Annotated in this window: 26 protein-coding genes; 14 read left to right on the forward strand and 12 right to left on the reverse strand. The window is 68.4% G+C overall.

Annotated features, from left to right (window positions below):
* Window positions 1-57: 57 nt before the first annotated feature.
* Entirely contained in the window at window positions 58-1,287 is a 1,230-nt protein-coding gene (locus tag ACW172_RS03090; protein ID WP_492033725.1) for an MFS transporter, read from the forward strand.
* A 45-nt stretch (window positions 1,288-1,332) separates the two neighbouring features.
* Window positions 1,333-1,995, forward strand: coding sequence for a phosphoribosylformylglycinamidine synthase subunit PurQ (purQ, locus tag ACW172_RS03095; protein ID WP_492033726.1), 663 nt, complete (start codon window positions 1,333-1,335; stop codon window positions 1,993-1,995).
* Here purQ and ACW172_RS03100 read toward each other — a convergent pair.
* Window positions 1,992-2,990 (reverse strand): aspartyl/asparaginyl beta-hydroxylase domain-containing protein, encoded by a 999-nt coding sequence (locus ACW172_RS03100; protein WP_492033727.1) that lies wholly within the window; start codon window positions 2,988-2,990, stop codon window positions 1,992-1,994. The two genes, purQ and ACW172_RS03100, sit on opposite strands and share 4 nt — an antisense overlap.
* Before the next feature lie 118 nt (window positions 2,991-3,108).
* A complete protein-coding gene (locus ACW172_RS03105) occupies window positions 3,109-3,312 on the reverse strand; it encodes a hypothetical protein (protein WP_492033728.1) in 204 nt (67 codons plus the stop codon).
* A 119-nt stretch (window positions 3,313-3,431) separates the two neighbouring features.
* Here ACW172_RS03105 and ACW172_RS03110 point away from each other — a divergent pair, with 119 nt between their 5' ends.
* From ACW172_RS03110 to ACW172_RS03145, 8 genes are all read left to right on the forward strand, one after another.
* Window positions 3,432-4,226 (forward strand): TspO-related membrane protein, encoded by a 795-nt coding sequence (locus ACW172_RS03110; protein ID WP_492033729.1) that lies wholly within the window; start codon window positions 3,432-3,434, stop codon window positions 4,224-4,226.
* A gap of 36 nt (window positions 4,227-4,262) precedes the next feature.
* Window positions 4,263-4,676, forward strand: a complete 414-nt coding sequence (locus ACW172_RS03115) for a DUF1801 domain-containing protein (protein ID WP_492033730.1) — start codon at window positions 4,263-4,265, stop codon at window positions 4,674-4,676.
* Between the two features lie 49 nt (window positions 4,677-4,725).
* The gene (purL, locus tag ACW172_RS03120) at window positions 4,726-6,915 is read left to right on the forward strand and encodes a phosphoribosylformylglycinamidine synthase subunit PurL (RefSeq protein WP_492033731.1); all 2,190 of its coding nucleotides are present in this window, start codon (window positions 4,726-4,728) and stop codon (window positions 6,913-6,915) included.
* Window positions 6,916-6,923: 8 nt separating this feature from the next.
* Complete coding sequence (locus ACW172_RS03125) at window positions 6,924-7,403, forward strand: hypothetical protein (protein WP_492033732.1); 480 nt, start codon at window positions 6,924-6,926, stop codon at window positions 7,401-7,403.
* 109 nt (window positions 7,404-7,512) lie between these two features.
* Complete coding sequence (locus ACW172_RS03130) at window positions 7,513-8,553, forward strand: glycosyltransferase family 4 protein (protein WP_492033733.1); 1,041 nt, start codon at window positions 7,513-7,515, stop codon at window positions 8,551-8,553.
* Between the two features lie 41 nt (window positions 8,554-8,594).
* Window positions 8,595-9,998, forward strand: coding sequence for a cytochrome P450 (locus tag ACW172_RS03135; RefSeq protein WP_492033734.1), 1,404 nt, complete (start codon window positions 8,595-8,597; stop codon window positions 9,996-9,998).
* Window positions 9,999-10,069: 71 nt separating this feature from the next.
* Entirely contained in the window at window positions 10,070-11,635 is a 1,566-nt protein-coding gene (locus ACW172_RS03140) for an alkaline phosphatase D family protein (protein WP_492033735.1), read from the forward strand.
* A gap of 114 nt (window positions 11,636-11,749) precedes the next feature.
* The gene (locus ACW172_RS03145) at window positions 11,750-12,103 is read left to right on the forward strand and encodes a DUF1428 domain-containing protein (RefSeq protein WP_492033736.1); all 354 of its coding nucleotides are present in this window, start codon (window positions 11,750-11,752) and stop codon (window positions 12,101-12,103) included.
* 3 nt (window positions 12,104-12,106) lie between these two features.
* Here ACW172_RS03145 and ACW172_RS03150 read toward each other — a convergent pair whose 3' ends face one another.
* From ACW172_RS03150 to ACW172_RS03185, 8 genes are all read right to left on the reverse strand, one after another.
* Window positions 12,107-12,946, reverse strand: a complete 840-nt coding sequence (locus tag ACW172_RS03150) for a DUF5694 domain-containing protein (protein WP_492033737.1) — start codon at window positions 12,944-12,946, stop codon at window positions 12,107-12,109.
* A 67-nt stretch (window positions 12,947-13,013) separates the two neighbouring features.
* The gene (locus tag ACW172_RS03155) at window positions 13,014-13,325 is read right to left on the reverse strand and encodes a BlaI/MecI/CopY family transcriptional regulator (protein WP_492033738.1); all 312 of its coding nucleotides are present in this window, start codon (window positions 13,323-13,325) and stop codon (window positions 13,014-13,016) included.
* Window positions 13,325-13,720 (reverse strand): MotA/TolQ/ExbB proton channel family protein, encoded by a 396-nt coding sequence (locus tag ACW172_RS03160; protein WP_492033739.1) that lies wholly within the window; start codon window positions 13,718-13,720, stop codon window positions 13,325-13,327. The genes ACW172_RS03155 and ACW172_RS03160 overlap by 1 nt, the downstream gene beginning before the upstream one ends.
* Window positions 13,721-13,767: 47 nt before the next feature.
* Window positions 13,768-14,229: a hypothetical protein gene (locus ACW172_RS03165; protein WP_492033740.1), complete on the reverse strand. Its 462-nt coding sequence runs from the start codon at window positions 14,227-14,229 to the stop codon at window positions 13,768-13,770.
* A 125-nt stretch (window positions 14,230-14,354) separates the two neighbouring features.
* Window positions 14,355-15,176, reverse strand: a complete 822-nt coding sequence (locus tag ACW172_RS03170) for a TIGR00282 family metallophosphoesterase (protein ID WP_492033741.1) — start codon at window positions 15,174-15,176, stop codon at window positions 14,355-14,357.
* Window positions 15,177-15,179: 3 nt separating this feature from the next.
* A complete protein-coding gene (locus ACW172_RS03175; RefSeq protein ID WP_492033742.1) occupies window positions 15,180-15,704 on the reverse strand; it encodes a 5-formyltetrahydrofolate cyclo-ligase in 525 nt (174 codons plus the stop codon).
* 311 nt (window positions 15,705-16,015) lie between these two features.
* Entirely contained in the window at window positions 16,016-16,330 is a 315-nt protein-coding gene (gene zapA, locus ACW172_RS03180) for a cell division protein ZapA (RefSeq protein WP_492033743.1), read from the reverse strand.
* Window positions 16,330-16,611: a hypothetical protein gene (locus ACW172_RS03185; RefSeq protein ID WP_492033744.1), complete on the reverse strand. Its 282-nt coding sequence runs from the start codon at window positions 16,609-16,611 to the stop codon at window positions 16,330-16,332. The genes zapA and ACW172_RS03185 overlap by 1 nt, the downstream gene beginning before the upstream one ends.
* Window positions 16,612-16,707: 96 nt before the next feature.
* Here ACW172_RS03185 and tkt point away from each other — a divergent pair, with 96 nt between their 5' ends.
* The 4 genes from tkt to purT are packed head-to-tail and all read left to right on the forward strand — an operon-like array spanning window position 16,708 to window position 21,143.
* The gene (gene tkt, locus ACW172_RS03190; RefSeq protein ID WP_492033745.1) at window positions 16,708-18,696 is read left to right on the forward strand and encodes a transketolase; all 1,989 of its coding nucleotides are present in this window, start codon (window positions 16,708-16,710) and stop codon (window positions 18,694-18,696) included.
* A complete protein-coding gene (locus ACW172_RS03195; protein WP_492033746.1) occupies window positions 18,693-19,544 on the forward strand; it encodes an alpha/beta hydrolase in 852 nt (283 codons plus the stop codon). The genes tkt and ACW172_RS03195 overlap by 4 nt, the downstream gene beginning before the upstream one ends.
* Window positions 19,541-19,933 carry a VOC family protein gene (locus ACW172_RS03200; RefSeq protein ID WP_492033747.1) on the forward strand — a complete coding sequence of 131 codons (393 nt, stop codon included), beginning with the start codon at window positions 19,541-19,543 and terminating at the stop codon, window positions 19,931-19,933. Before ACW172_RS03195 ends, ACW172_RS03200 begins: the two co-directional genes overlap by 4 nt.
* 4 nt (window positions 19,934-19,937) lie before the next feature.
* Window positions 19,938-21,143, forward strand: a complete 1,206-nt coding sequence (gene purT / locus ACW172_RS03205) for a formate-dependent phosphoribosylglycinamide formyltransferase (protein ID WP_492033748.1) — start codon at window positions 19,938-19,940, stop codon at window positions 21,141-21,143.
* Window positions 21,144-21,155: 12 nt separating this feature from the next.
* On the opposite strand, the gene ACW172_RS03210 is transcribed toward purT, so the two are convergent.
* Entirely contained in the window at window positions 21,156-22,430 is a 1,275-nt protein-coding gene (locus ACW172_RS03210) for a S41 family peptidase (protein ID WP_492033749.1), read from the reverse strand.
* A 111-nt stretch (window positions 22,431-22,541) separates the two neighbouring features.
* Window positions 22,542-23,237 carry an EF-hand domain-containing protein gene (locus ACW172_RS03215; protein WP_492033750.1) on the reverse strand — a complete coding sequence of 232 codons (696 nt, stop codon included), beginning with the start codon at window positions 23,235-23,237 and terminating at the stop codon, window positions 22,542-22,544.
* Window positions 23,238-23,332 lie beyond the last annotated feature (95 nt).

Raw genomic sequence — 23,332 nt, forward strand, 5'->3', positions numbered from 1 at the left:
CGCGGCCCGCATCCCTATTTTGCAGTGCAGCAATTCTCTCTGCCCGCAGGATACCCCATGGCCACGGACACCACGCCGGAGCTCGACGCCGCGCATTCGATCACCGTTGAACCGCAGGCCGTCGATGCAAAAAAGGTAGCGCTGGTCCTGACGGCGCTGGGCATGGGCGGGTTCGCCATCGGGACCACCGAGTTCTCGGCCATGAGCGTCCTGCCGGACTTCGCCAATGATCTGGGCGTCGACGCCCCCACCGCCGGTCACGCCATCAGCGCCTATGCCCTGGGCGTCGTCGTCGGCGCGCCCCTGCTGGCCGTGCTCGGCGCGCGCGTCGCCCGCTGGAAGCTGTTGATCGGCTTCATGGCCCTGTTCGCCGTCGGCAACGCGTTGAGCGCGATGTCGCCGACCTTCGGCTGGATGCTGGCCTTCCGCTTCCTGAGCGGCCTGCCGCACGGGGCATATTTCGGGGTCGCGGCCCTGGTCGCCGCCTCGGTCGTGCCCCTGGCCTACCGGACGCGGGCGGTCTCGACGATCCTGCTGGGCCTGACCATCGCCACGGTGATCGGAGTGCCGATAGCCACAGGGGTCAGCCACGCCTTCGGCTGGCGATGGACCTTCGCCGCCGTCTCGGTGCTGGCGGCGATCACCATGACCCTGGTGGCCCTGTTCGCGCCGCGCGATCCGCCCCACCCCGACGCCAGCCCCCTGCGAGAGCTCGGCGCCCTGAAGCGCAAGCAGGTCTGGCTGACGCTGGGCATCGGGGCCATCGGCTTCGGCGGGATGTTCGCCGTCTACGCCTATCTGGCCTCGACCCTGACGGCGGTGACCGGCGTCGGCCCCGAGATGATCCCATGGGTCTTCGTCGTCTTCGGCGGGGGCATGCTGGCCGGCAATCTGATCGGCGGCTGGACCTCGGACCGGTTCGGGATGAAGGCGGGCGCCGGGATGCTGATCTGGAGCGTCTTCTCCCTGATCCTGTATTTCTTCGCCGCCCCGCACCTGTGGGCCGTGCTGATCGTCATCGTCCTAATCGGGGCGGGGATGGGGCTGGGATCGCTGCTGCAGACCCGGCTGATGGATGTGGCGGGCGACGCCCAGACCCTGGCGGCGGCGCTCAACCACTCGGCCTTCAACACCGCAAACGCGCTGGGCCCCTTCCTCGGCGGCCTGGCCATCGCGGCCGGTTTCGGCTGGGCCTCGACGGGTCTGGTGGGGTCCGCCCTGGCGTTCGGCGGCCTGATCATCTGGGCCTGGGCGATGTGGGACGCAAAACGCACGCCGCCCGCCTGATCTCGGGCCTGACACTCTCACGGAATCCTGCTAGAGGCCCCGCCCATGAGCGCAGCCGTCATCGTCTTCCCCGGATCCAACTGCGACCGGGACTGTAAAGTCGCCATCGAACGCTCCACCGGCGAGCGGGTGGAGATGGTCTGGCATGGCGAAACCAGCCTGCCCGACGACCTGGACCTGATCGTCCTGCCGGGCGGCTTCTCCTATGGCGACTATCTGCGCTGCGGCGCCATGGCGGCCCAGGCCCCGATCATGCAGGCCGTGAAGAAGGCCGCCGACGACGGCGTCGCCGTGGTCGGCATCTGCAACGGCTTCCAGATTCTGTGCGAGGCCGGAATGCTGCCCGGCGCCCTGCTGCGCAACGCCGGGCTGAAGTACGTGTGCAAGCCCATCGCTCTGGAAGTGACCAACGGTCAGACCCGCTTCACCGCCGGCTATCAGGGCCAGCGCGAGGTGGTGATGACGCAAGGCAACGGCGATGGAAACTATTTCGCCGACGCCGAGACCCTGGCCCGGCTCGAGGGCGAGGGCCAGGTGGTCTTCCGCTACGTCGACAATCCGAACGGCTCGGTGGCCAATATCGCCGGCATTCAGAATGCGCGCGGCAACGTGCTGGGCATGATGCCCCACCCCGACCGGGCCTTCGAGGCCGAGCTGGGCTCCGCCGACGGCGCGACCCTGTTCCGCAGCGTGATGGCCGCGGCCTAAACGCCCCAAGCGGCGCCGCCGGCGCCATAGCCGTCCACCGCCTTGAACAGGGCGGCGACCAGATCGCGTTCCTCAGCGGTCAATTCAGGCTTCCAGACATCGAAGATCAGGATGGTGCGGTCCAGGCCGCTGTCGTTCCTGGCCTCATGCTCGATGGTGTCGTCGAAGGCCCAGGCCTGCCCCTCCTTCCACTCGCGCACGTCATTGCCGACGCGGAAGCGGTTGCCCGGCGGGACGATCAGCGGCAGGTGGCAGATCAGCCGGGTGTTGATCAGCCCGTGATGCGGCGGGATGCGCGCGCCCGGCGTCAGACGCGAGAACAGGATCGACGGGGTGCGGCCCGGCACCCGGCACAGCGGAACCCCGGACAGGGCCTGCATCGTGCGCGGGCAGCGGCCGGCGATATCCGGCTGCTCAACCCCGTCCTTGTACAGGAAGAGCGCGCTCCATTCGGGATTGGCCAGCATGCCCGAGGCGTCGGTGTTGGGCCGGTCAGCGCGCGGCTGAATATAGGGCTGGAACAGGCCGGGTTCGGCCAGCAGAGCCTGAAGCTCGGCGGTGATGTCCGCCGTCGCCTGTTCGACCTCGGCCAGCCAGGGCAGGCTGTCGCGCGGCTGGAACTGCACCTGGGGCAGGCCGGGGAAGAGGTAGAAGCGCGGCTGCTGCAGATAGAGCTGCTTGCGGCCCTGCATCAGGTCCAGCGACAGGCTGAAGCGGTCGCTGGAACAGGCGGGGTCGAAGCCGGCCTCGGCCATGCTGGCGATCAGGTGATCCTCGAAGGCCCGGGCCTGGGCCTGGACCGCGGCCTGGGCGCGGCGCAGGTCGGCGATCAGATCGGGTGTCAGATTCGGTCGGCCCGAGGCCTGGCGCAGGGCCGAGGTATAGAAGGTCGAGGCCGACCGGGCGTCGCCCCGCGCCGCCAGGGCGTCGCCCTTCAGGATCAGGCCGCGCAGGTCGCCCGGATCGGCCGACAGAAGCGCGTCGGCGCGCGCCAAGATGGCGCCGACGGCGTCAGGGGAACGGGGCTGGGGCGCGGCGTTCGGCATTCACCGAACGAAACCCACCGAACCGCGTCTCGTCAACTGCCTGGGTGCGCCGCAACAAGATCAGTTTTCAGGCGTCACTGGTGCGCGACAGCTGTTCGTCTTCGTCGACAGCGTCTTCGTCCTCGTCAGGCGTGACGATGCCACCCGGGTCGCGCTGGGCGGCCAGTTCGCGGGCGCCGACGCCCAGACCCTGTTCGATGGCCAGATTGGCCTCGACGTCGTCGGTTTCGAAATGGGGTTTGTCCCCCGGAGCGTCCTTGGGATCGGGCATGGAAGCCTCCTTCTCTGCAGCGATGATGCAGGCTGAACCGATGGGCGACCGTTGCGGTTCCGGTGAACCTTCACCGCGCTGAAGCGTAAGGGCGGGCTGAACCCGTTCGAGGAGCCTGCATGTCCATCGTCCGCCCGACCGCCGCCCAGAAGACCCGCCGCTGGATCGTGCTGGGCGCCGCCGTCTTCGCCGTGGTCGTGGCCCAGGCGCAGATGGGCCTGGGCTGGGGTCAGAGCGCGGCCGCCTTCGCCGCCGATAGCGATGCGACGCTGAAGGTCGCCGGCTGGGCCTTCGCCATCTGGGGTCTGATCTATCTGGGCCTGTTGATCTATGCGGTGCGTCAGGCCCTGCCGCAGACGGGCGAGAGCGACCTGATCCACGCCTTCGGCTGGCCCTCGGTCCTGGCCTTCGCCGGGATCGGCCTTTGGATCGTGGCGGCGGCGTTCGACTGGGAGGTGGCGACCATCGTGCTGATCTTCGGGTCGCTGAGTGTGCTGGTCATTCCGCTTCTGGCCCATGCACGTCAGATCCGGAACCTGAGGCTGGCCGACCGTGATCGCTGGATGACGGTCTGGCCCCTGAGCCTGCTGGCCGGGTGGCTGAGCATCGCGGCGCCGGTCAATCTGATCACCGTGGCGACCGGCAACGGCGACCTGCCCTCAGCCCTGTCCCCGACGTTGTGGGCCATGCTGGCGGTCGCGGTCGTGGCGCTCGGCGCCGTGGCGATGACCTGGCGGATCCGGACGATCGCCTTCGGCCTGCCGGTGTCCTGGGGTCTGGCCGGGGTGTTCGCGGCGGAGCAGGCGAGGAACGAGGCGCTGGCCTTCACCGCCCTGATCGCCGCCGTCGCGGTGCTGATCGCCGATGTGGTGATCGTCCTCGCGCAGCGGCGGCGGGTGGAGCGGGTGGCCTGAGATAGACAGGTCATGACAGGCTGCTAGCGTGACCTTATGGACGCCGAAGCCCTCTTCAGACTGAACGGAACGGTGCGGCGCGATCCGGGCGTCGAGCAGTGGCTGTCGTCTGACGACCCGCTACGGCAGCTGGCCCGTATCTGGTTCCAGCGGATGCGCGACTGCGGCGAGGATGTGCGCGAGACCCTGGGCGACGGCCATCCAATGGCCTGTGTGGAGGACGCCGCCTTTGGCTATGTCGACGCCTTCAAGGCCCATGTGAACGTCGGCTTCTTTCGCGGCGCGGCCCTGCCCGACCCGGCCGGACTACTGGAGGGGACGGGCAAGCGGATGCGGCATGTGAAGCTGCGCTGGGGCAAGCCCGTGGACGAGGCGGCGCTGGCCGAGCTGATCACGGCGGCCCATGCCGACATCCGGGCGAAGCTGGCGACGGAGAAGGACGGGGTTTAGGCCTTTCCCCGGGCTGACTCCGGCGTCGAACATCGCTAGAAGCCCCGCCATGAGCGCCCCCCAGAAAACCATCGCCGAACTCGCCGCGGAATACGGCCTGAGCCCCGCTGAATACCAGGTCGTCCTGGACCGTCTGGGCCGCGAGCCCAACCAGCTGGAATTGGGCGTCTTTTCAGTGATGTGGTCCGAGCACTGCTCGTACAAGTCGTCGAAGATCCACCTCGGCAAATTCCCGACCAAGGGCCCGCGCGTCATCTGCGGACCGGGTGAGAATGCGGGCGTCATCGACATCGACGACGGCGACGCCTGCATCTTCAAGATGGAAAGCCACAACCACCCCTCCTTCATCGAGCCCTATCAGGGTGCGGCGACGGGCGTGGGCGGCATCATGCGCGACGTCTTCACCATGGGCGCGCGTCCCGTGGCCCTGCTGAACGCTCTGCGGTTCGGCGACGTCGGCCATGAGAAGACCAAGCGCCTCGTGAAGGGCGTCGTCTCGGGCATCGGCGGCTACGGCAACTGCGTCGGCGTGCCGACGGTGGCGGGCGAGACGAACTTCCACGCCGGCTACAACGGCAACATCCTGGTCAACGCCATGTGCGTGGGCCTGGCCAAGTCGGACGCCATCTTCTACTCGGCCGCACCGGGCGCGGGCATGTCGGTGGTCTATTTCGGCTCCAAGACCGGCCGCGACGGCATCCACGGCGCGACCATGGCCTCGGCCGAGTTCGACGAGGATTCCGACGAGAAGCGCCCTACGGTCCAGGTCGGCGATCCCTTCGCCGAGAAGCTGCTGATCGAAGCCACCCTGGAGCTGATGGCCTCGGGCGCCGTGGCCGCCATTCAGGACATGGGCGCGGCGGGCCTGACCTCGTCCTCGGTCGAGATGGCCGGCAAGGGCGGCGTCGGCATCGAGCTGGACATGGACAATGTCCCGCAGCGCGAAACCGGCATGTCGGCCTATGAGATGATGCTGTCGGAAAGCCAGGAGCGGATGCTGGCCGTGCTCAAGCCCGGCCGCGAGGAAGACGGCTATCGTATCTTCAAGAAGTGGGGTCTGGACGCCGCCGTCATCGGCCGCACCACCGACACCGGCCGTCTGATCCTGAACCACCATGGTGAGGTCGTCTGCGACGTGCCGCTGGCGCCGCTGTTCGACGACGCCCCCCTGTATGACCGTCCCTGGGTCCAGCCCGAGCTGCACGGTCGCCTGACCGCCGCCGACGTCGCCGCCCCCGAAAGCTGGGAAGACGCCGTGCTCAAGGTGGTCTCCTGCCCGGACATGGCCTCCAAGCGCTGGATCTGGGAACAGTACGACCGCCACGTCATGGCCGACACCCTGCAGGACTCGGCCACCGGCGCCGACGCCGGCGTGGTGCGGGTGCATGGCACGGACAAGGGTCTGGCCGTCACCTCGGACTGCACCCCGCGCTATGTCCAGAACGATCCCTATGAGGGCGGCAAGCAGTGCGTCGCCGAGGCCTGGCGCAACCTGACGGCCGTGGGCTCCCTGCCCATCGCCATCACCGACAACCTGAATTTCGGCAATCCGCAGCGGCCCGAGATCATGGGCCAGATCGTGCGCGCCATCGACGGCATGGCCGAGGCCTGCCGCGAGCTCGACTTCCCGGTCGTGAGCGGCAACGTCAGCCTTTACAACGAGACCAACGGCGCCGCGATCCCGCCGACCCCGACCGTGGGCGGCGTCGGCCTGCTCAGGAACTATGACGTGGTCACCGGCTTCTCGACGATGGCGGAGGGCGACGCCCTGATCCTCATCGGGGCGACCGAGGGCGAACTCGGCGCTTCCATCTATCTGCGCGAGGTTCTGGGCCGCGAAGACGGCGCTCCGCCGCCGGTGGACCTGAAGCTGGAACGCCGCACGGGCGACTTCATCCGCAGCCAGATCGAGACCGGCCAGCTGACGGTGGTTCACGACCTGTCGGACGGCGGCCTGATCGGCGCGGCGGCCGACCTGGCCCTGGCCTCGGACATCGGCATCGTCCTGAACGCCGCCGACCACGGCCAGTTGTTCGGCGAGGACCAGGCCCGCTACCTGATCGCCGCGCCCAACCCGGACGAGATCATCGCCGCCGCGCGCGAGGCTGGCCTGCCGGTGTCGCTTGTGGGTACGGCGGGCGGTGCGGCCTTCGCCGCCGAGGGCCTGTTCAGCATTCCGATGGCGCACCTGCGTGAAATCCACGAAGGCTGGATGCCGGGCTGGATCGAAGCGGCCTGAGCGCCGTCATGCACCGGTTGATCCTCCCCGCCCTGCTGGTTCTCGGACTGGCCGCCTGCGACGGCGAGGATCCGGTGGACAGCGTCATTCGCGACGTCTCGGCCGCCAACCACGCGGCGGCGGCGACGGAAGCCGAGGCGGCGGCAAAGGCGGCTCCGGCCGTGGCTCCAGAGCCCGTTCTGGCGGCGACCGCCGAATGCGATGTCGAGGTCAGCTTCGGAAGTTACGGCGCGGGCCCGGACGCGGCGCTGCGAGACAGCATGGTGAGTCTGCTCAAGGCCGATCCCGGCGTGACCGCCTCGGAGATGAAGCCCTGGGGTCGGGAGGGCGAAAGCACCCTGTGCCTGGTCACGAAGGACGAGGCCGCCGCCAATCGTCTGTACGGGACTCTCGCGGCACAGCTGCCCTCCACCAGCACGCGGGCGCCGACGACGGTCAGGCATCGCGACGGGCGCAGTCGCGCCACGGTCTATCCGACCGCACACTGACACCCACGGTCAGCCCCTTGCACACTCATCCGAAGCGCCAATGCGGGTCGTGATCGTCCTGCCCCCGGGATCGCGCTTCGACGTTGACCGGCCAACCTCGATCGAGACTGTGGTCCGGTCGCTGGGCGCGCACAGCCACGACCGCGACGCGCTGACCGTCATCTGCGACGACGGCGCCGAGCGAGGCGACGCCCTGACGACCCTGGCTATCACGCCGGAACGGTCGCCGGTCAGGAGGGCGCGGATCGTGGCGGATCACATCGCCCGCCTGAAGCCTGATCTGGTCGAGGTGCATCAGCACATGCCGAGCGCGGCGGCCCTGGCCAAACGGTTGCGGCGCGCGCCCGGCCCGCCGATCCCGGTGATCCTGTACCGGCACAATCTGCTGCCGGATGCCGGCAATCTCCTCAAGCAATGGCGCCATCGACGACGCGTCGCCTTGTTCGACGGGCATCTGTTCGTCAGCGAAATGGGCCGGGCGCAGTTCGTGGACCGCTACCCGGAGCTGGCCGACCGGGCGACCGCCATCCCCAACGCCATCGAAACGGCGCTGTGGGCGGCACGGGCGAAGGACCGCCTTCCCTTGATCGCCTTCGCCGGACGGGCGGCGCCGGAAAAGGGTCTGGCGCCCCTGTGCGTCGCGCTGGAGACGATGCTGGACGCGGCGCCGGGCTGGCGGGCCGAGCTGGCGTTACGCGACTGGAGCACGCATCAGGCCTGGAGCGAGGCGCAGTTGCGGCCTTTGGCGCGCTTTGGCGACAGAGTGACCGTCGTCCACAACGCGCCATACGCCGCGGTTCGGACCCTTTTCCAGCGCGCCGCCATTGTCGTTATTCCATCCCTGTGGCGCGAGCCGTTCGGCCTGGTCGCGATCGAGGCTCATGCGGCGGGGAGCGCAGTCGTCAGCTCGGGGATGGGGGGACTGGCCGAAGCGAGCGGGGATCACGCTCTGGTCGTCCCGCCGGGCGACGATTTCGCCGCCAGACTGGCCGAAGGCCTGTTGTGGCTCGCCAACCAACCGGAAGAGCGCGAGGCGCTGGCCGCTGCCGGTCAGGCCCATGCCGTGCAGGTCCATGACGCCCATGATCGGTCCCGTGAGCTTGACGCAACGCGCCGCCGATTCCGGAAAGCAGTCTCTGTGCGCCACTGAGCCGCCTTCCGTCCGTCATGATCCGGGCGTAGCGTCCGGTCATGGCCGATGGATCACAGACCTTCCGCCCGTGGACGCCGCCCCGGCAGCCCAAGCCGCTGGGGTTGATCCCGTTTCTATGGGTCAGCTGGCGCAATCCGCTCTTGATGTGGTCGGACCGACACTTCGCCGAGCCGCAGTTGCACGGTCGTGGGCCGTTGGGAGAGGTTCTGGTCGTCAGCCATCCCGAGGGGGTGCGCCACGTCCTGACCGAGAACGCCGCCAACTATGAGAAGGGCGCCCTGCAGCGGCGGGTGCTGGGGCCGATGCTGGCCGACGGCCTGCTGCTGACCGAGGGCGAGGTCTGGCGGCGCGCCCGACGCATCCTTGCGCCCCTGTTCACCCCGGCGCGGACGCTGAAGATGGCGGCGCGGATGGACGAGGTCTGCCGCGCCCGGGTCGAGGCCCTGCATCTGGAGCATGGGGCGCGGGTGCTGAATATCGATTCCGAGATGTCGGGCCTGACCTTCGACATCCTGTCGGCGACCCTGTTCTCGGACGAGCTGGACGGGGATGCGCGCGGGTTCGAGGCGGCGCTGAATCAGTATCTGGCGGTCGGGGCGCGGATCGATCCGCTGGATGTGTTCAATGCGCCGAGCTGGATTCCCCGGCTCGGCAAGACCGCCAGCTATCGGTCTGCCCGCTATTTCGAGCAGAGGGTCGGGGCGCTGGTGGCGCGTCGGCGGGCGAGGATCGAGGCGGGAGAGGCGGCGCCCGACGACCTCTTGACCGCCCTTCTGACTGCGCGCGATGAGGCCGAAGATGGAAAAGGTCTGGACGACCGGGAGGTCGCGGCCAACATCCTGACCTTCATCCTGGCCGGACATGAGACGACGGCGCGGACGCTGGGCTGGGCCCTGCATCTGATCTCGCGCAGTCCGGCGGTGGCGGAGACCTTGCAGGCCGAGGCCGACGCCTTCGACATCAGCGATCCGAAATGGGCCGAGGGGCTGCCGTGGACGCGGGCGGTGATCGAGGAAGCCATGCGGCTGTTCCCGCCCGCCCCGACCTTGGCGCGCCGGTCCATGGGGCCCGACGTGGTCGGCGGCGAGGCCATCGGCGAGGGCTGTGCGGTGCTGATCTCGCCGTGGATCCTGCACCGGCACGAACTGCTGTGGGACGAGCCGGACGCCTTCCGGCCCGAGCGCTTCCTGCCCGAGAACCGCAAGTCGATCGACCGCTACGCCTATATCCCGTTCAGCGCTGGACCCCGGGTCTGCATCGGCGCGGCCTTCGCCATGCAGGAGGCGATGATCGCCCTGACCACCCTGCTCAAGGCCGCCGAGGTCGAGGCGATCAGCACGGTCGAGCCCCACCCGACGCATCAGGTCACCCTGCGCAGCCGCCTGCCCATACACCTGCGATTGCGGCCGCGTCGAAGCTCGCCCGAGGCGGCCGCGGCTTGAGAAACGGCTGCAGCGTTAGTGTCGCAATCCGGGCGTAGGGGCGAAGACCTCAGCTGACCGGAGCCCGCCCCATGAGCCGTTTCGACCTGTCCCGCCGCGGGCTTCTGACCGCGTTCGGCGGCGGCCTGGCCCTGACGCAGACGGGCCCGGCCCTGGCCCAGGCGGCGTTCGACGTGAACCCCTTCCGGCTGGGCGTCACCGCCGGCGACCCCCAACCCGACGGCTTCGTCATCTGGACGCGCCTGGCGCCCGATCCCCTCGCGTGGGGCTCGGGCATGCCCAACGCCCCGATGGCGGTGCAGTGGGAGGTGGCGGCGGATCGCGGCTTCCGAACCGTGGTCCGCACGGGCGAGGCCGTCGCCCGGCCGGAGCTGGGCCATTCGGTCCACGTCGAGGTCGAGGATCTGGAGCCCGCCCGCGCCTATTTCTACCGCTTCACCGTGGGGACCGAGCGCAGCGGCGTGGGCCGCGCCAAGACGACACCGGTCGTCGGCGCCGCCATGGACCGGGCGAAGTTCGGCATACTCGGCTGTCAGGCCTATGAGAGCGGCTACTATACCGCCCACCGCAAGATCGCGGCCGAGGATCTGGATTTCATCTTCTGCTACGGCGACTACATCTACGAAGGCCGGGGTAATCCGACCTATCAGAACGCCGCCGGCCCGATGGAGAATCCGCGCGTCCATCTGGGCGGCGAGGTCTACAGCCTGGACGACTATCGTCGGCGCTATTCGCAATACACGATGGACGTCGACCTGCAGGCCTCGCGCGCCGCAGCGGCCTGGTTCGCCGTGTTCGACGACCATGAGGTCGACAACAACTGGGTCGGGGAGATCGATCAGGACGGCACGCCGTCGGAGATCTTCCTGCTGCGCCGGGCGGCGGCCATGCAGGCCTTCTATGAGTTCATGCCGATGCGGAAGTCGGCCTTCCCGCGTGGCTCGTCGATGCAGCTCTATCGCCGGGCCCAGTACGGCAATCTGATGGACCTGAGCTTCCTCGACACGCGCCAGTTCCGTTCGGACCAGCCCTGCGACGACAAGTTCGGCGCCAGCTGCGCGGCCATCGATGCGCCGGAGGCCCAGGTCCTCGGGCAGGCGCAGGAGGCCTGGCTGTTCAACAATCTGGACCGCTCGACCGCCACCTGGAAGGTGCTGGCGCAGCAGGTGATGATGATGGACCTGAACCGGAACTCCAGCGAGGGCTGGAGCGTCAACCCCGACAGCTGGGCCGGCTATTCGACGCCGCGCCGCCACCTGCTGAAGCATCTGCAGGATCGGAAGGTGTCGAACGCCGTGGTCCTGACCGGCGACGAGCATCAGAATTTCGCGGGCGACCTGTTCCTCGACGGCCGCCATCCCGAGGGGGCCCCGATCGCCAGCGAGTTTGTCGGCACCTCGATCAGCTCGGGCGGCGACGGGGTCGACCAGAAGCCGGAATGGGCCGCCTTCATGGCCGCCAATCCGCAGCTGAAGTTCCTGAACAGCCAGCGCGGCTATCTGGTCTGCGACGTGACGCCAGAGCGCTGGCAGACCGAGTTCAAGGTGCTGGACCAGATCCACAACCGCGACGGCGTTCTGACCACCCGGGCCAAGTACGCCATCGAGGCGGGCAAGCCGGGACTGGTGGAAGCCTGATCCGCGACCCTTCGCCGCCTGACGGGAACCTGTTCGAACGCCGATCCTTGGGCCAGTGTTCGCCAAACTCGCTTAGTCGAGTTGATCAGGCCAATTGGTCAGGGAGAGACGCGCATGGACTATGTCGATGGCTTCATCATCGCGGTGAAGAAGGACAGGATCGAGGACTACAAGCGGATCGCGACCGAGAGCGCCGCCATCTTCAAGGAGCTGGGCGCCCTGAGCGTGGTCGAGTGCGTGGCGGACGACGTCCCGTACGGCAAGCTGACGTCCTTCCCCCGCGCGGTGATGGCGGAGGAGGACGAGATCGTCGTCTTCTCCTGGATCACCTATCCGTCGCGCGAGGTCCGCGACGAGGCCAACAAGAAGATGATGGAAAACGAGGCGATGGCCGCCGCGATGAACGAGATGCCGGTGGACGGCAAACGCATGATCTTCGGCGGCTTCAGGCAGATCGTCTCGGCCTGACGATCAGGTCCCCGCGAGGTAGGGGACGCTGTCGACCAGAACGTAGCCAGGCGTGTTCTCGACGAAATGCCTGAGCCAGAAGAGGTGGCCTGCGCCGTAGACGACCACGATCCGATCGCCGGGTTTCGCTGTCAGCATGAGCTTGGCGAAAATCTTGGCGTTACGCTCATACCAGCCGGCGTTCAGCTCCGCGCCCGGTTGATCGACCGCGTCGCCGAACTGAAGCAGGCCGTAGGAAAGGGCGGCGGTTCCGTTGAGCGGATGATCCGGACGATTCTCGTTGGCCAGAAGCGCGCCCAGGGTTTCGGTCCGTTGGCGCACGGTCATTTCGGCGACGTCAGCAGCAATAGGGGCGTTGACTGCTTCCAGAACGGCCTCCTGATGATGGGCTGTGACCCAGTTCTGGACCTTGTCGAACGGGAAGTAGTCGCGCTCGCCCTCGCCCGGCTGCTCGTCGATCGCATAGACACGCGTCAGACCTTCGAGTGAAGCCAGCCGGTAACCGATCTGAACCCGCTCATCCGGGTTGGTCAAAAGGTCAGCGGGTTTGTAGGCAGGATAGCGTTGATCCAGCAGGGTGGCGGTGTCGGAGGCCTCACGCTCAACGGCGATCGCCGTCGGATGGAAGCGGCGCAAGCCTTCGGCGACAGCCGCCAGCTCGGCCTGTTTAGCCGGCGTTGTCACCGGATCCACCGCCATGTTGTAGAGATCGTGTCCCGGATTGTCGAAATGGAAGGTTCCCACCAGCATCACCTGGATGGGTTCCGGCGCAGCGGCAGAGGTCTGGGCGAAAGCGGCGGATGGCGCGAGCAAGACGATCGCGGCGGCGAGGATCTTCAGCATGAATGTCTCCGGACAGGTGATGCTGCTCAGAGCCTCAGGCGCGGCCCATCGGATGCGCCAGACAGGATTAAGTTTCGGAAAGGTGGCGGACGAGGGCGGCGCGGTCGCCGGCGAACAGGCGGTCGGCAAGAGCCTGAATCTCGCCGTCCACATAGGCCTTGCGGTCGATAGCGGCGTGATAGCGCTGGCGGCCGTCCTCGCGCACCGAACGGACGGCTCCCTTGTGCATCAGCCGGTTGAGCAGGGTCTTGATGGTGGCGTCGCCCCAGGGCTGGACCGACTTCACCTCATCGATCAGGGAGGCGAAGGAGAGCGGGCCCTTGCGCCACAGGGCGGCCAGAACCTCGCTCTCGGCCTCGGTGACGGGAATGCGGGCCATCAGGCCTTGAGCACCAGACGGTCGACGCGGGCTTCGATGATCCAGTGGCAGATCACCGCAACCACCCCGACGATCAGACCGAGCACCAGAAGGAAGGCGGCCTCGGCGAGGCCGGGGGCCAGGACGTTGAACGGCTGGGCTCCCATGTTCGAGACGCCGATGAAGATCATCAGCAGATTATAGGCCGCGCCGAGCAGGCCCAGCAGCGGAGCGCCGAGACGCAATGCAGAGAGGAAGGTCGAGCCGCCATTGAGATGCGGGCCGGACATCACCTTGCGCACGGTCACCACGACGGCGGCGATCAGGGCGATGACAAGCGCCAGCACGATGATCTTCACGGGTACGGAGGCGTCGAGGAAGACAGTGAGCGGGGTGACGGGGTCTGGAGCGGACATGAGGCGTTCCCGGAATTTCTGTGTCTGGTTGGAGGCGTGTGTGAAAGTCAGGCGGGCTGCCGGTTCGCCATCCAGCCATGGGCGAAGACCGCCGCGACCGAGGCCAGAAGGCCCGCCAGCACCACCACGGCCATCTCCGCCAGACCGGGCGAGATGATGTGGAAGGGCGGCAGTCCGCCATCATAGTTGATCCGCACCAGAATATTGGCGCCGAGGTAGATGGCCACGGCCGCGGCGAACAGGGGGCCGCCGAGGCGCAGGCTGGAGACGAAGGACTGACCCTTGGGGGCCGAAGTCCGGCGAAGGCGCGAGACCGCGCCGAGGACCAGGGCCGTGATCGCCGCGACGATCATGAGCAGAAGGCAGGCCTTGGCGATCGGGCCGGCGTCGAGGATCACCGAGGGCACCTTCTGGCCCGTGCCGCCGGGATGGACGGCGTTCTGGGCGTGGGCGGCGTTGGACATGAGCACGGTGGCGATGGCGGCGAGGAAGGCGGCGGAGCGAGACATCGAACCCTCTTGTAGATTACATTCGTAATCTTTGTGGATTACAGCTGTAGTCGAGTCAAGCATCGATGCAGGAAACGCTGGATCAGGCCGCCGTCGAGCCTCCGTCGGCCATGACGGAAGGTCCCTCAGACCACCGGAATCGCCTGGCTGAGGCGGCCGCCGACGCGGATGGGCTCGACGCGGACGGCCAGACCCGTGCGGTCATCGGTCTCGACGAAGACGCCGCAGATGGTCGCGGGGCCATGGGCCGGGGAGTAACGCCCCTGCGAGATGCGGGTGGTGAAGCGCCGCAGCGGCTCCTCCTTCTCGTTGCCGATGACGCTGTCGTAGTCGCAGCAGCCGCCGGCGTCGGTCTGATAGGCGGTGCCGGCCGGCAGGATCTGGCAGTCAGCGGTCGGGACGTGGGTGTGGGTGCCGACGACGAGAGAGGCGCGGCCGTCGCAGAAATGGCCCATGGCCATCTTCTCGGAGGTGGCCTCGGCGTGCATGTCGACGATGACGGCGTCGGCGACGGCGCCCAGCGGAGCGGCGTTCAGTTCGCGGTCCACGGCGCTGAACGGATCGTCCATCGGATCCATGTGGATGCGGCCGAGCACATTCATGACCAGGACGGTGCGGCCCGAATGGGTCTCGAACAGATTGGCGCCGGCGCCGGGGGCGTCCATCAGCCGGGGATAGTTGGCGGGACGGATCAGGCGCGGCTCGCGCACGATATAGGTCAGGGCCTCGCGCTGGTCCCAGCTGTGATTGCCCAGCGTCAGGCAGTCAGCGCCGGCCATGAACAGCTCGCGGGCGGTGTTCTCGGTGATGCCGAAGCCGCCGGCCGCGTTTTCCGCATTCACGACCACGAAGTCGAGCTTCAGGTCACGCTTGAGGCCGGGGAGATGATCGCTGATGCCGTCGCGACCGGACTTGCCGATCACGTCGCCGAAGAAGGCAAGACGCATGGGTTAGGGGACCTTTCGCGCCGGGGTATAGCCCACCTCGGTGAGAACGCCATGCAGACCTTGGTCGTGGCCCTCCATCGGCACGGCGTCGAGGCGCTGGCCGGCATAGGCGAAGCCGATGCGCACGGCCTCGGGCAGGACCGCGAAGGTGCGGTCGTAGAAGCCGCCCCCCTGCCCCAGCCGCCCGCCGAAGTCGTCGAAGGCGAGCAGCGGCGTCAGGATCAGGTCGGGAACCACGGTCGCGGCCAGAGGCAGGGGCGCGGGGCAGCCGGCGGCGTCCAGCTCAAGCGGTTCGCCCGGCGACCAGAGCCGGAAGACCATGGCCGCGTCGCGCTCCAGCGCCACTGGCAGGCAGAGCGTCCGGCCCGAGGCGAGCAGCGCCTGGACCAGGGCGTCGGTGTCGAGCTCTGATCCAATGGCGCGGTACAGGGCGACGAGCCCCCCTTCGGGCAGAGCCCCTGCGTGATCGGCGGCGCGTTCGGCGGCCAGAGGATCAGCCTCGGCCAGTCGTTTGCGAAGCGCGCGCATCGAAGCGCGGAGAGCGGGCTTGTCGGAAATCATCGCAACCGCGCTCAAGCAGCGAGCGACCGCGTCGCGAGCGGTAGCGCTCAGAAGAGGGAATGTTGGCGGCGCCGGAATAGCCGTGAAGGACGGTTTGAATCCTCTCGAGCCTGGGTAGCCAGGTGGGTTCCATATACCCGGGTCCACGGACCCAGACAGGGACAGATCCCTTCGAGTGAATTAAGGCCGCGAGGATATGTTGCCTTCGACGTGAGACCCAGCAGGACCCGCCATCGATCAAGATAGGCCCTGAACCGGGCGCTCACAAGGCAAGGATGTCAGATCGTCTGGACCAGCTTCTCAAGCCTGGCGGCAACGGCGTTGAGAGCCTCGGCGACGCCCTCGGTCGAGGCGGCGCCGGGCGAGACGGGAGTCCCGAGCTGAAGGGCCAGCCGGGCCTCGTGGAGTTCGTCGGCCAGCAGCAGGGCGGCCATCAGAAACAGGCGCAGGTCCCCGACATGGCCGACGTCGCCGGCGACGGAGCGCACATGGCCGTCGAACTGCTTGGCCAGGATGCGGACGCGCTCCTCCTGGCCGTCGGCGCAACCGACGGCATAGGGGCGACCATTGATGTCGACGGTGACGGTGGCCATCAGTCCTCCGGCTCCTGTTCGACGGACAGGAGGCCACGCAGCTGGTCGGCGGCGCGGGCCAGGGCGGCGGAGGCGTCGCGGCCTGCCGCTTCCAGAGCTTCGATCCGCGCCTGATCCGCGGCATTGGACGCAGCCGCGTCCGGCGAGGGAATGGCGAACAGATCGTCATCGGCGATCACCGGCGCGGAGGCGGGTCTCGCCTTCAATTCCAGCACCTTGCGTTCCAGTGCGGCCAGAGCCCGGTCGACCCGGTCCCTGGCGGCGGTCGTGGCGTCGGCCATCAGTCGCATCCTCCAGATTTCTTATAGAACCCGTGGACGGCCCGGGGTAAAGCGGCCAAGCCTCATTTTACCTTCTCCCCGACGAAAGTCCTCCCCATGACCGACGCCAGCACTGTGAAACCGACCCAGAAGCAGATGGCCAACGCGATCCGCGTTCTGGCCATGGACGGCGTCGAGAAGGCGAAGAGCGGCCACCCGGGAATGCCGATGGGCATGGCGGATGTGGCGACGGTGCTGTTCTCGAAATTCCTCAAGTTTGACGCCAGCCGCCCCGACTGGGCCGACCGCGACCGCTTCATCCTGTCGGCCGGCCATGGCTCGATGCTGATCTACGCCCTGCTGCACCTGACCGGCTACAAGGCCGCGACCAAGGAGGAACTGTCGAACTTCCGCCAGTGGGGATCGAAGACCGCGGGTCACCCCGAGTACGGCCATATGCCCGGCGTCGAGGTCACGACCGGCCCGCTGGGTCAGGGTCTGGCCACCTCGGTCGGCTTCGCCATGGCCGAGCGGCATCTGGCGGCGAAGTACGGCGACGATCTGGTCGACCACCGCACCTGGGTGGTCGCCGGCGACGGCTGCCTGATGGAAGGCGTGTCGCAGGAGGCCATCGCCCTGGCCGGTCGCTACAAGCTCAACAAGCTGACCGTCCTGTGGGACGACAATGAGATCACCATCGACGGCAAGGTCTCGCTGTCGGACGCCACCGACCAGAAGGCCCGCTTCAAGGCCGCCGGCTGGGCGGTCAAGGCCGTGGACGGCCATGACGTCGACGCTATCAAGGCCGCCCTGAAGTGGGCGACCAAGCAGGACAAGCCGACGCTGCTGGCCTGCAAGACCAAGATCGGCAAGGGCGCCGCCACCATGGAAGGCAGCCACAAGACCCACGGCGCGGCCCTGGGCGCCGCCGAGGTCGCCGCGACCCGTCTGGGCCTCGGCTGGGATCACGACCCGTTCGAACTGCCCGAGAACATCCAGAAGGCCTGGCTGAAGGTCGGCCGTCAGGGCGCCAAGCACCGCAAGGCCTGGGAAGCCCGTCTGGCCGCCTCGAAGCAGGCCGCCGACTTCACCCGCGCCATGAAGGGCGACCTGCCGGAGACCGCCTTCGCCAAGCTGGACGCCAGGATCGCCGAACTGATCGAGACCAGGCCGGCCCAGGCCACGCGCCAGTCGTCGGGCGCCGCGCTCGACGAGGTCTTCGCCGCCATTCCCGAACTGATCGGCGGTTCGGCCGACCTGACCGGATCGAACAACACCTTCGTCAAGGACACCCCGATCTTCGACGCCCCGACCTATGAGGGGCGTTATGTGAACTGGGGCATCCGAGAGTTCGGCATGGCCGCGGCCCTGAACGGCCTGGCCCTGCACGGCGGGATCATCCCCTACGGCGGCACCTTCATGGTGTTCTCGGACTACAGCCGTCCGGCCATCCGTCTGGGCGCCCTGATGGGGGTGCGCGCCATCCACGTCCTGACCCACGACTCGATCGGTCTGGGCGAAGACGGCCCGACGCACCAGCCGGTCGAGCATCTGGCGGCCCTGCGCGCCATTCCGAACCTCTACGTCTTCCGCCCGGCCGACACGGTTGAGGCCATGGAGGCGTGGAAGATCGCGCTGGAAACGAAGACCACCCCGTCAGCCATGTGCCTGTCGCGTCAGAAGACCCCGGCGGTCCGCACCGTCGCGTCGGCCGAGAACCTGACGGCCCGCGGCGCCTATGAGATCAAGGCCGCCAACGGCGAGGCCAGGGTCACCCTGTTCGGCACCGGCACGGAACTGGCCCTGGCCCTGAAGGCCGCCGAGACGCTGGAAGCCGAAGGCGTGGCGACCCGCGTCGTCTCCGTCCCCTGCGTCGAGCTGTTCGACAAGCAGGACGCGGCCTATCAGGCCTCCGTCATCGGCCGGGGGACTGTCCGCGTCGCCGTCGAGGCCGCGATCAAACAGGGCTGGGAACGCTTCATCGGCGAAGACGGCGCCTTCATCGGCATGACCTCCTTCGGCGCCTCGGCCCCGGCCGAGATCCTGTACGAGAAGTTCGGTATCACTTCGGACGCCGTGATCGCGGCGGTCAAGGCGCGGCTGTGATCCACACTCGCCGTCTGGTGGCGGTCGGTCTGGTCGCGGGGTTGATCCTCGTTCCAGCCGCCCACGCCCAGACGACGACCGGGCCTGCCGTCGCCGAGACGCCGATCGTCATCGGCCGCTCCTTCGCCCTGCCCTCGACGGTGATGGGGGCGACGCGCGAGATCAACGTCTGGCTTCCGCCCGGCTATGCCGACAGCGGCAAGACCTATCCCGTCCTGTTTGTGCTGGATGGCGGTCAGGATCAGGACTTCCACCACATCTCGGGCATCGCCCAGCTGGGCACCATCGTCGGCACGACGCGCGACGTGATCGTGGTGGGCGTGGCCTCGGTGGATCGCCGCAACGAACTGGCCCTGCCGACGACCAATCCGGAACTGATCGCCCGCTACCCCACGCAAGGGCAGTCGGAACGCTTCCGTCGTTTCCTCGGCGAGGAGGTGCAGCCCTTCATCGCGGCGCATTTCCGCACCAGCGGCGAGACCGCCCTGATGGGCGAATCCCTCGCCGGCCTGTTCGTCGTCGAGACCTTCCTGAAGGAACCGCAGATGTTCGGCGCCTATGTCGCCGTCAGCCCGAGCCTGTGGTGGGACGGCGGCGAACTGGCCCGCCAGTCGGGCGCTCGCCTGCGCGACCAGTCCAACGCGCCCCATACCCTGATCCTGACCCTCGGCGACGAAGGCGAGGAGATGCAGGCGCCGATGGATTTGCTGATCGCCAATCTGCGCGATCACGCCCTGCCCGGGGTGAGCTGGAGCTTCACGCCGCGCCCGACCGAAAGCCACGCCACCATCTATCACGGCGCGGCGCTGGACGCCTTCCGCCGACTGTACGCCGTTCCTGCGCCGTGAGCCGTCTGGGCGCCGTCAGCCTGCTGGTCCGCGACTATGACGAGGCCATCGCCTTCTATGTCGGCGCGCTGGGTTTCGACCTGAGCGAGGACACCGACATGGGCGGCGGCAAGCGCTGGGTGCGGGTGACGCCGAAGGGTGGCGACACCTCCCTGCTGTTGGCGAAGGCGACTACCGAGGCGCAGATCGCCGCCGTCGGCAAACAGGCCGGCGACCGGGTCTGGCTGTTTCTCGAGACCGACGACTTCGCGCGCGACCATGCGGCCTGGACGGCGGCGGGCGTGAGTTTCCGCGAGGCGCCGCGGCATGAACCCTATGGCGTGGTGGCGGTCTTCGAAGACCTGTACGGCAACGCCTGGGACCTGATCGAACCGTCTAAAGGAGTCTGAACCCATGCCCGCCATGAAACTCGGCACGCCGCTTTCGGACACCGCGATCCGCGTCATGCTGCTGGGCTCGGGAGAGCTGGGCAAGGAGGTGGCCATCGAGCTGCAACGGCTGGGCGCCGAGGTGATCGCGGTCGACCGCTATCCCAACGCCCCCGCCATGCAGGTAGCGCACCGCAGCCACGTCATCCCGATGACCGATCCGCAGGTGTTGAACGGCGTCATCATGGCCGAGGCGCCGCACATCATCGTGCCCGAAATCGAGGCCATCGCCACCGACGTCCTGGCCCATATCGAGGCGGCGGGAATGGCCGTGGTCATCCCGACCGCACGCGCCGTGCAGCTGACCATGAACCGCGAGGGCATCCGGCGGCTGGCGGCCGAGGACCTGGGGCTGGCGACCAGCCCGTTCGCCTTCGCCGGCTCGGCCGGGGAACTGTCGGCGGGCGCGCAGGCCGTGGGCTATCCCTGCTTCGTCAAGCCGGTGATGTCCTCGTCCGGCAAGGGCCAGTCCTTCGTCGAGAACGCCGACGAAATCGCCGGCGCCTGGGCCTATGCCCAGTCCGCCGGACGCGTCGATACCGCGCGGGTCATCGTCGAGGGGCGGATCGATTTCGACTTCGAGATCACCCTGCTGACCGTCCGCTCGCTGGGCGCCGACGGCGAGGTCCGCACCGACTTCTGCGCCCCCATCGGGCACCGCCAGGTCAAGGGCGACTACGTCGAGAGCTGGCAGCCGCAGGCGATGAGCGCCGCCGCCCTCGCCGCCTCGCAGGACATCGCGGGCAAGGTGACGGGGGCGCTGGGCGGTCTCGGCGTCTTCGGCGTGGAGCTGTTCGTGAAGGGGGATCAGGTCTGGTTCTCGGAGGTCTCGCCGCGCCCGCACGACACCGGCCTGGTGACCCTGGCCACCCAGGCGATGAGCGAGTTCGCCCTGCATGCGCGGGCCATCCTCGGCCTGCCCGTCGATGTCAGCCAGCGCGAGATCGGCGCCAGCGCGGTGATCTATGGCGGGATGGAAGCGGTTGGCATCGCCTTCGAGGGCGTCGCCGAGGCCCTGTCGGTTCCGACCGCCGACCTGCGCCTGTTCGGCAAGCCCGAGGCTTTCGAGCGGCGGCGCATGGGCGTCGCCACGGCGCGTGGCGCCACCACCGACGAGGCCCGCGACCGGGCTCGCGAAGCCGCCGGCAAGGTCAGGCCGGTTCGGGCCTGATCAGGCCTTCCTTCAGGAGGGAGACGTCGGGGGCGAGGCGCGGTCGGCGGCTTCGCGCTGACGCAGGGTCGCAACGGCGGCGTCGAGCGCCGGGTCGGGCGCGGCGGCGCTCATCGGCTCATCGGCGTCGGCGACCGTGATGTCCGGATGGACGCCGCGCTTCTCCAGACGTATCCCGCCACGCGTCACGAAGTCGGCACGGCTGAGCGTCAGACGCCCACCGTCGGCCAGACGCGTATCCTGTGAAATGAGCACGGCCCCGGCGGTCTTCTCGCCGACGATGACGGCGCGGCCGGCCTCCTGCAGGGCGGCGGGGGTCAGTTCGGCGGCGCTGCGGCTGGACCGGTCGACCAGAACCGCCAGGGCGTTGGGCGCGGGGGATTCCAGCGCGCCGCAGCCCTGCTGGACCCGCAGGATCGAGGCCCGGCCGCTGCGTGAGGTGCGGGTTGCCCAGACCTGACGATCCGGCAGGAAGCAGGACAGGACCGCATCCGCCTCCATCAGAAGGCCGCCGGGATTGGCGCGCAGATCAAGGACGACGTCGGTGTCGGCGGGCAGATCAGCCAGCTGGCCGCCCATCCAGTCGCCGAGCCCGGGCTCGAAGCCTTCGATCCTCAGCACCAGGACGCCCGGACGCGAGCGGTCGGCGACGAAGGCCGGAAGGCCATCCATCTCGCGCGGTATGACGGTCACGTCGTGGAAGGCGCCGGCGTCGTCCACGAAGCGCAGGGCGATGGACTGGCCGTCGACGACGTCCATGTCCGGACTCCAGCGATTGTCGTCGGGACGCAGCCGCCAGCCGACACGAACGCCCGCCTCCTCGGCCGGAGAGCCCGCGCGGACACGCTCGATCCGATAGACGCCGTCGTCCTCGGGATAGAGGGTCACCCCCATGATCGGGTGGCGCTCGCGCAGAAGATCCTGACGGCGCACGGCGGCCGGCGCCGCGACCCCGGCGTGGTCGTCGTTGAGCAGGTCCAGCATCCGGTCGAGGACCCGATACAGGGCGCCGTCACTGGTCGCGGCGAGGGCCTGGGGCCGATAGGTCGCGCGCACCGCCCGCCAGTCCAGCCCGTGGATCGAGGGGTCGTAGTAGTCGCGCTGAACCTCGCTCCAGACCTGGTCGAAGACCCGCTGGTTCATGCGAGCCCGGTCGCGATCGGGCGCGGCCGCAGGCGTCGAGGCGGAGGCAGGGGCCGCGGTCGGGATGGGGCCGTCACCGGCCTGCACCGGGCCGACGGTTAGCAGGCTGACCACCGCCACCGCCGGAATCAGTCGGCGATACAAAGCTCTGCTGAAGGCTTTGCCATGGAAAAGGGTGGCGGAGATCATCCCCGCCACCCTATGCCGCGATTGCGGCGCTTCTCAAGCGTGATGCCGAACTTGTCAGCCCGCGCCCTATTCGGCGGAGCTGTTCATCCGGCGGGTGAAGACATGTACGCCGCTCTCGCCCTTCTCGCCGCTTTCGAGGTAGCCCGAGTGGTCGGCGTCCATGCGCTGGAAGGCTTCGCGCAGGGGCGCCAGGAACTCTTCCTCGCTGACCTTGCCGTCGTGGTCCTTGTCCAGATCGCCGGGGCCCTCGCCCGGACCGCCGATGCGGTCGATCTGGATACGGGCGCCGGGCGGCGGCGGGGGAAGGTCGCCGTCGGCGCCGTCGCGGCGAATGACGAAGACCCGGCTGTCTCCGTCGGCAGGGCCGCCCATCTGACCACTGAACAAGGCGCCTTCCGGACCGCCGCCGACATGAACGCGCACCGGACCACGGCCGGGGCCGCCAGGACCACCCGCGCCGCCGAGCACGACCATGGCCGCCGCACGGCCTTCGGCGAACTCCTCGGTGGAGATCTTGCCGTCGTGGTTCTTGTCAAGGAAGTCGAAGGCCTGGGTCTGGGGGGCGGTGAACTCGTCGCGGGTGACGAAGCCGTCGCCGTTCTTGTCGAGCGCCGGGCCGCGCGGGCCGGGGCCGTCTGGGCCGCCCGGACCACCCAGGGTGAAGACGCGCACCTCCTGATGGATTCCCTCGGCGGGGACCGGCGGGGTTTGGACGGCGTCAGGACCGGCGACGATGCCGGCGAGGATCATGGCGATAAGCATTCTTGGGTGTCTCCGTTCTGGACGCCGTCATCCACCACGCCGGGCTTGCATCCATATTTCAGAACCGCATGGATTTGTTTCATCGCTGCAATGAT

Source organism: Brevundimonas sp. ALps5 (assembly GCF_058681645.1).

Bases quoted from the DNA above. Each gene is read 5' to 3' on its own strand.
- ACW172_RS03170 (WP_492033741.1), bottom strand. From the start codon at position 15,176: ATGCGTCTTGCCTTCTTCGGCGACGTGATCGGCAAGTCCGGTCGCGAC.
- ACW172_RS03145 (WP_492033736.1), top strand. From the start codon at position 11,750: ATGGACTATGTCGATGGCTTCATCATCGCGGTGAAGAAGGACAGGATC.
- ACW172_RS03135 (WP_492033734.1), top strand. From the start codon at position 8,595: ATGGCCGATGGATCACAGACCTTCCGCCCGTGGACGCCGCCCCGGCAG.
- ACW172_RS03185 (WP_492033744.1), bottom strand. From the start codon at position 16,611: ATGGCCGACGCCACGACCGCCGCCAGGGACCGGGTCGACCGGGCTCTG.
- ACW172_RS03215 (WP_492033750.1), bottom strand. From the start codon at position 23,237: ATGCTTATCGCCATGATCCTCGCCGGCATCGTCGCCGGTCCTGACGCC.
- purL (WP_492033731.1), top strand. From the start codon at position 4,726: ATGAGCGCCCCCCAGAAAACCATCGCCGAACTCGCCGCGGAATACGGC.
- ACW172_RS03125 (WP_492033732.1), top strand. From the start codon at position 6,924: ATGCACCGGTTGATCCTCCCCGCCCTGCTGGTTCTCGGACTGGCCGCC.
- purQ (WP_492033726.1), top strand. From the start codon at position 1,333: ATGAGCGCAGCCGTCATCGTCTTCCCCGGATCCAACTGCGACCGGGAC.
- purT (WP_492033748.1), top strand. From the start codon at position 19,938: ATGCCCGCCATGAAACTCGGCACGCCGCTTTCGGACACCGCGATCCGC.
- ACW172_RS03160 (WP_492033739.1), bottom strand. From the start codon at position 13,720: ATGTCCGCTCCAGACCCCGTCACCCCGCTCACTGTCTTCCTCGACGCC.
- zapA (WP_492033743.1), bottom strand. From the start codon at position 16,330: ATGGCCACCGTCACCGTCGACATCAATGGTCGCCCCTATGCCGTCGGT.
- ACW172_RS03175 (WP_492033742.1), bottom strand. From the start codon at position 15,704: ATGCGCGCGCTTCGCAAACGACTGGCCGAGGCTGATCCTCTGGCCGCC.
- ACW172_RS03150 (WP_492033737.1), bottom strand. From the start codon at position 12,946: ATGCTGAAGATCCTCGCCGCCGCGATCGTCTTGCTCGCGCCATCCGCC.
- ACW172_RS03155 (WP_492033738.1), bottom strand. From the start codon at position 13,325: ATGGCCCGCATTCCCGTCACCGAGGCCGAGAGCGAGGTTCTGGCCGCC.
- tkt (WP_492033745.1), top strand. From the start codon at position 16,708: ATGACCGACGCCAGCACTGTGAAACCGACCCAGAAGCAGATGGCCAAC.
- ACW172_RS03115 (WP_492033730.1), top strand. From the start codon at position 4,263: ATGGACGCCGAAGCCCTCTTCAGACTGAACGGAACGGTGCGGCGCGAT.
- ACW172_RS03140 (WP_492033735.1), top strand. From the start codon at position 10,070: ATGAGCCGTTTCGACCTGTCCCGCCGCGGGCTTCTGACCGCGTTCGGC.
- ACW172_RS03090 (WP_492033725.1), top strand. From the start codon at position 58: ATGGCCACGGACACCACGCCGGAGCTCGACGCCGCGCATTCGATCACC.
- ACW172_RS03105 (WP_492033728.1), bottom strand. From the start codon at position 3,312: ATGCCCGATCCCAAGGACGCTCCGGGGGACAAACCCCATTTCGAAACC.
- ACW172_RS03165 (WP_492033740.1), bottom strand. From the start codon at position 14,229: ATGTCTCGCTCCGCCGCCTTCCTCGCCGCCATCGCCACCGTGCTCATG.
- ACW172_RS03110 (WP_492033729.1), top strand. From the start codon at position 3,432: ATGTCCATCGTCCGCCCGACCGCCGCCCAGAAGACCCGCCGCTGGATC.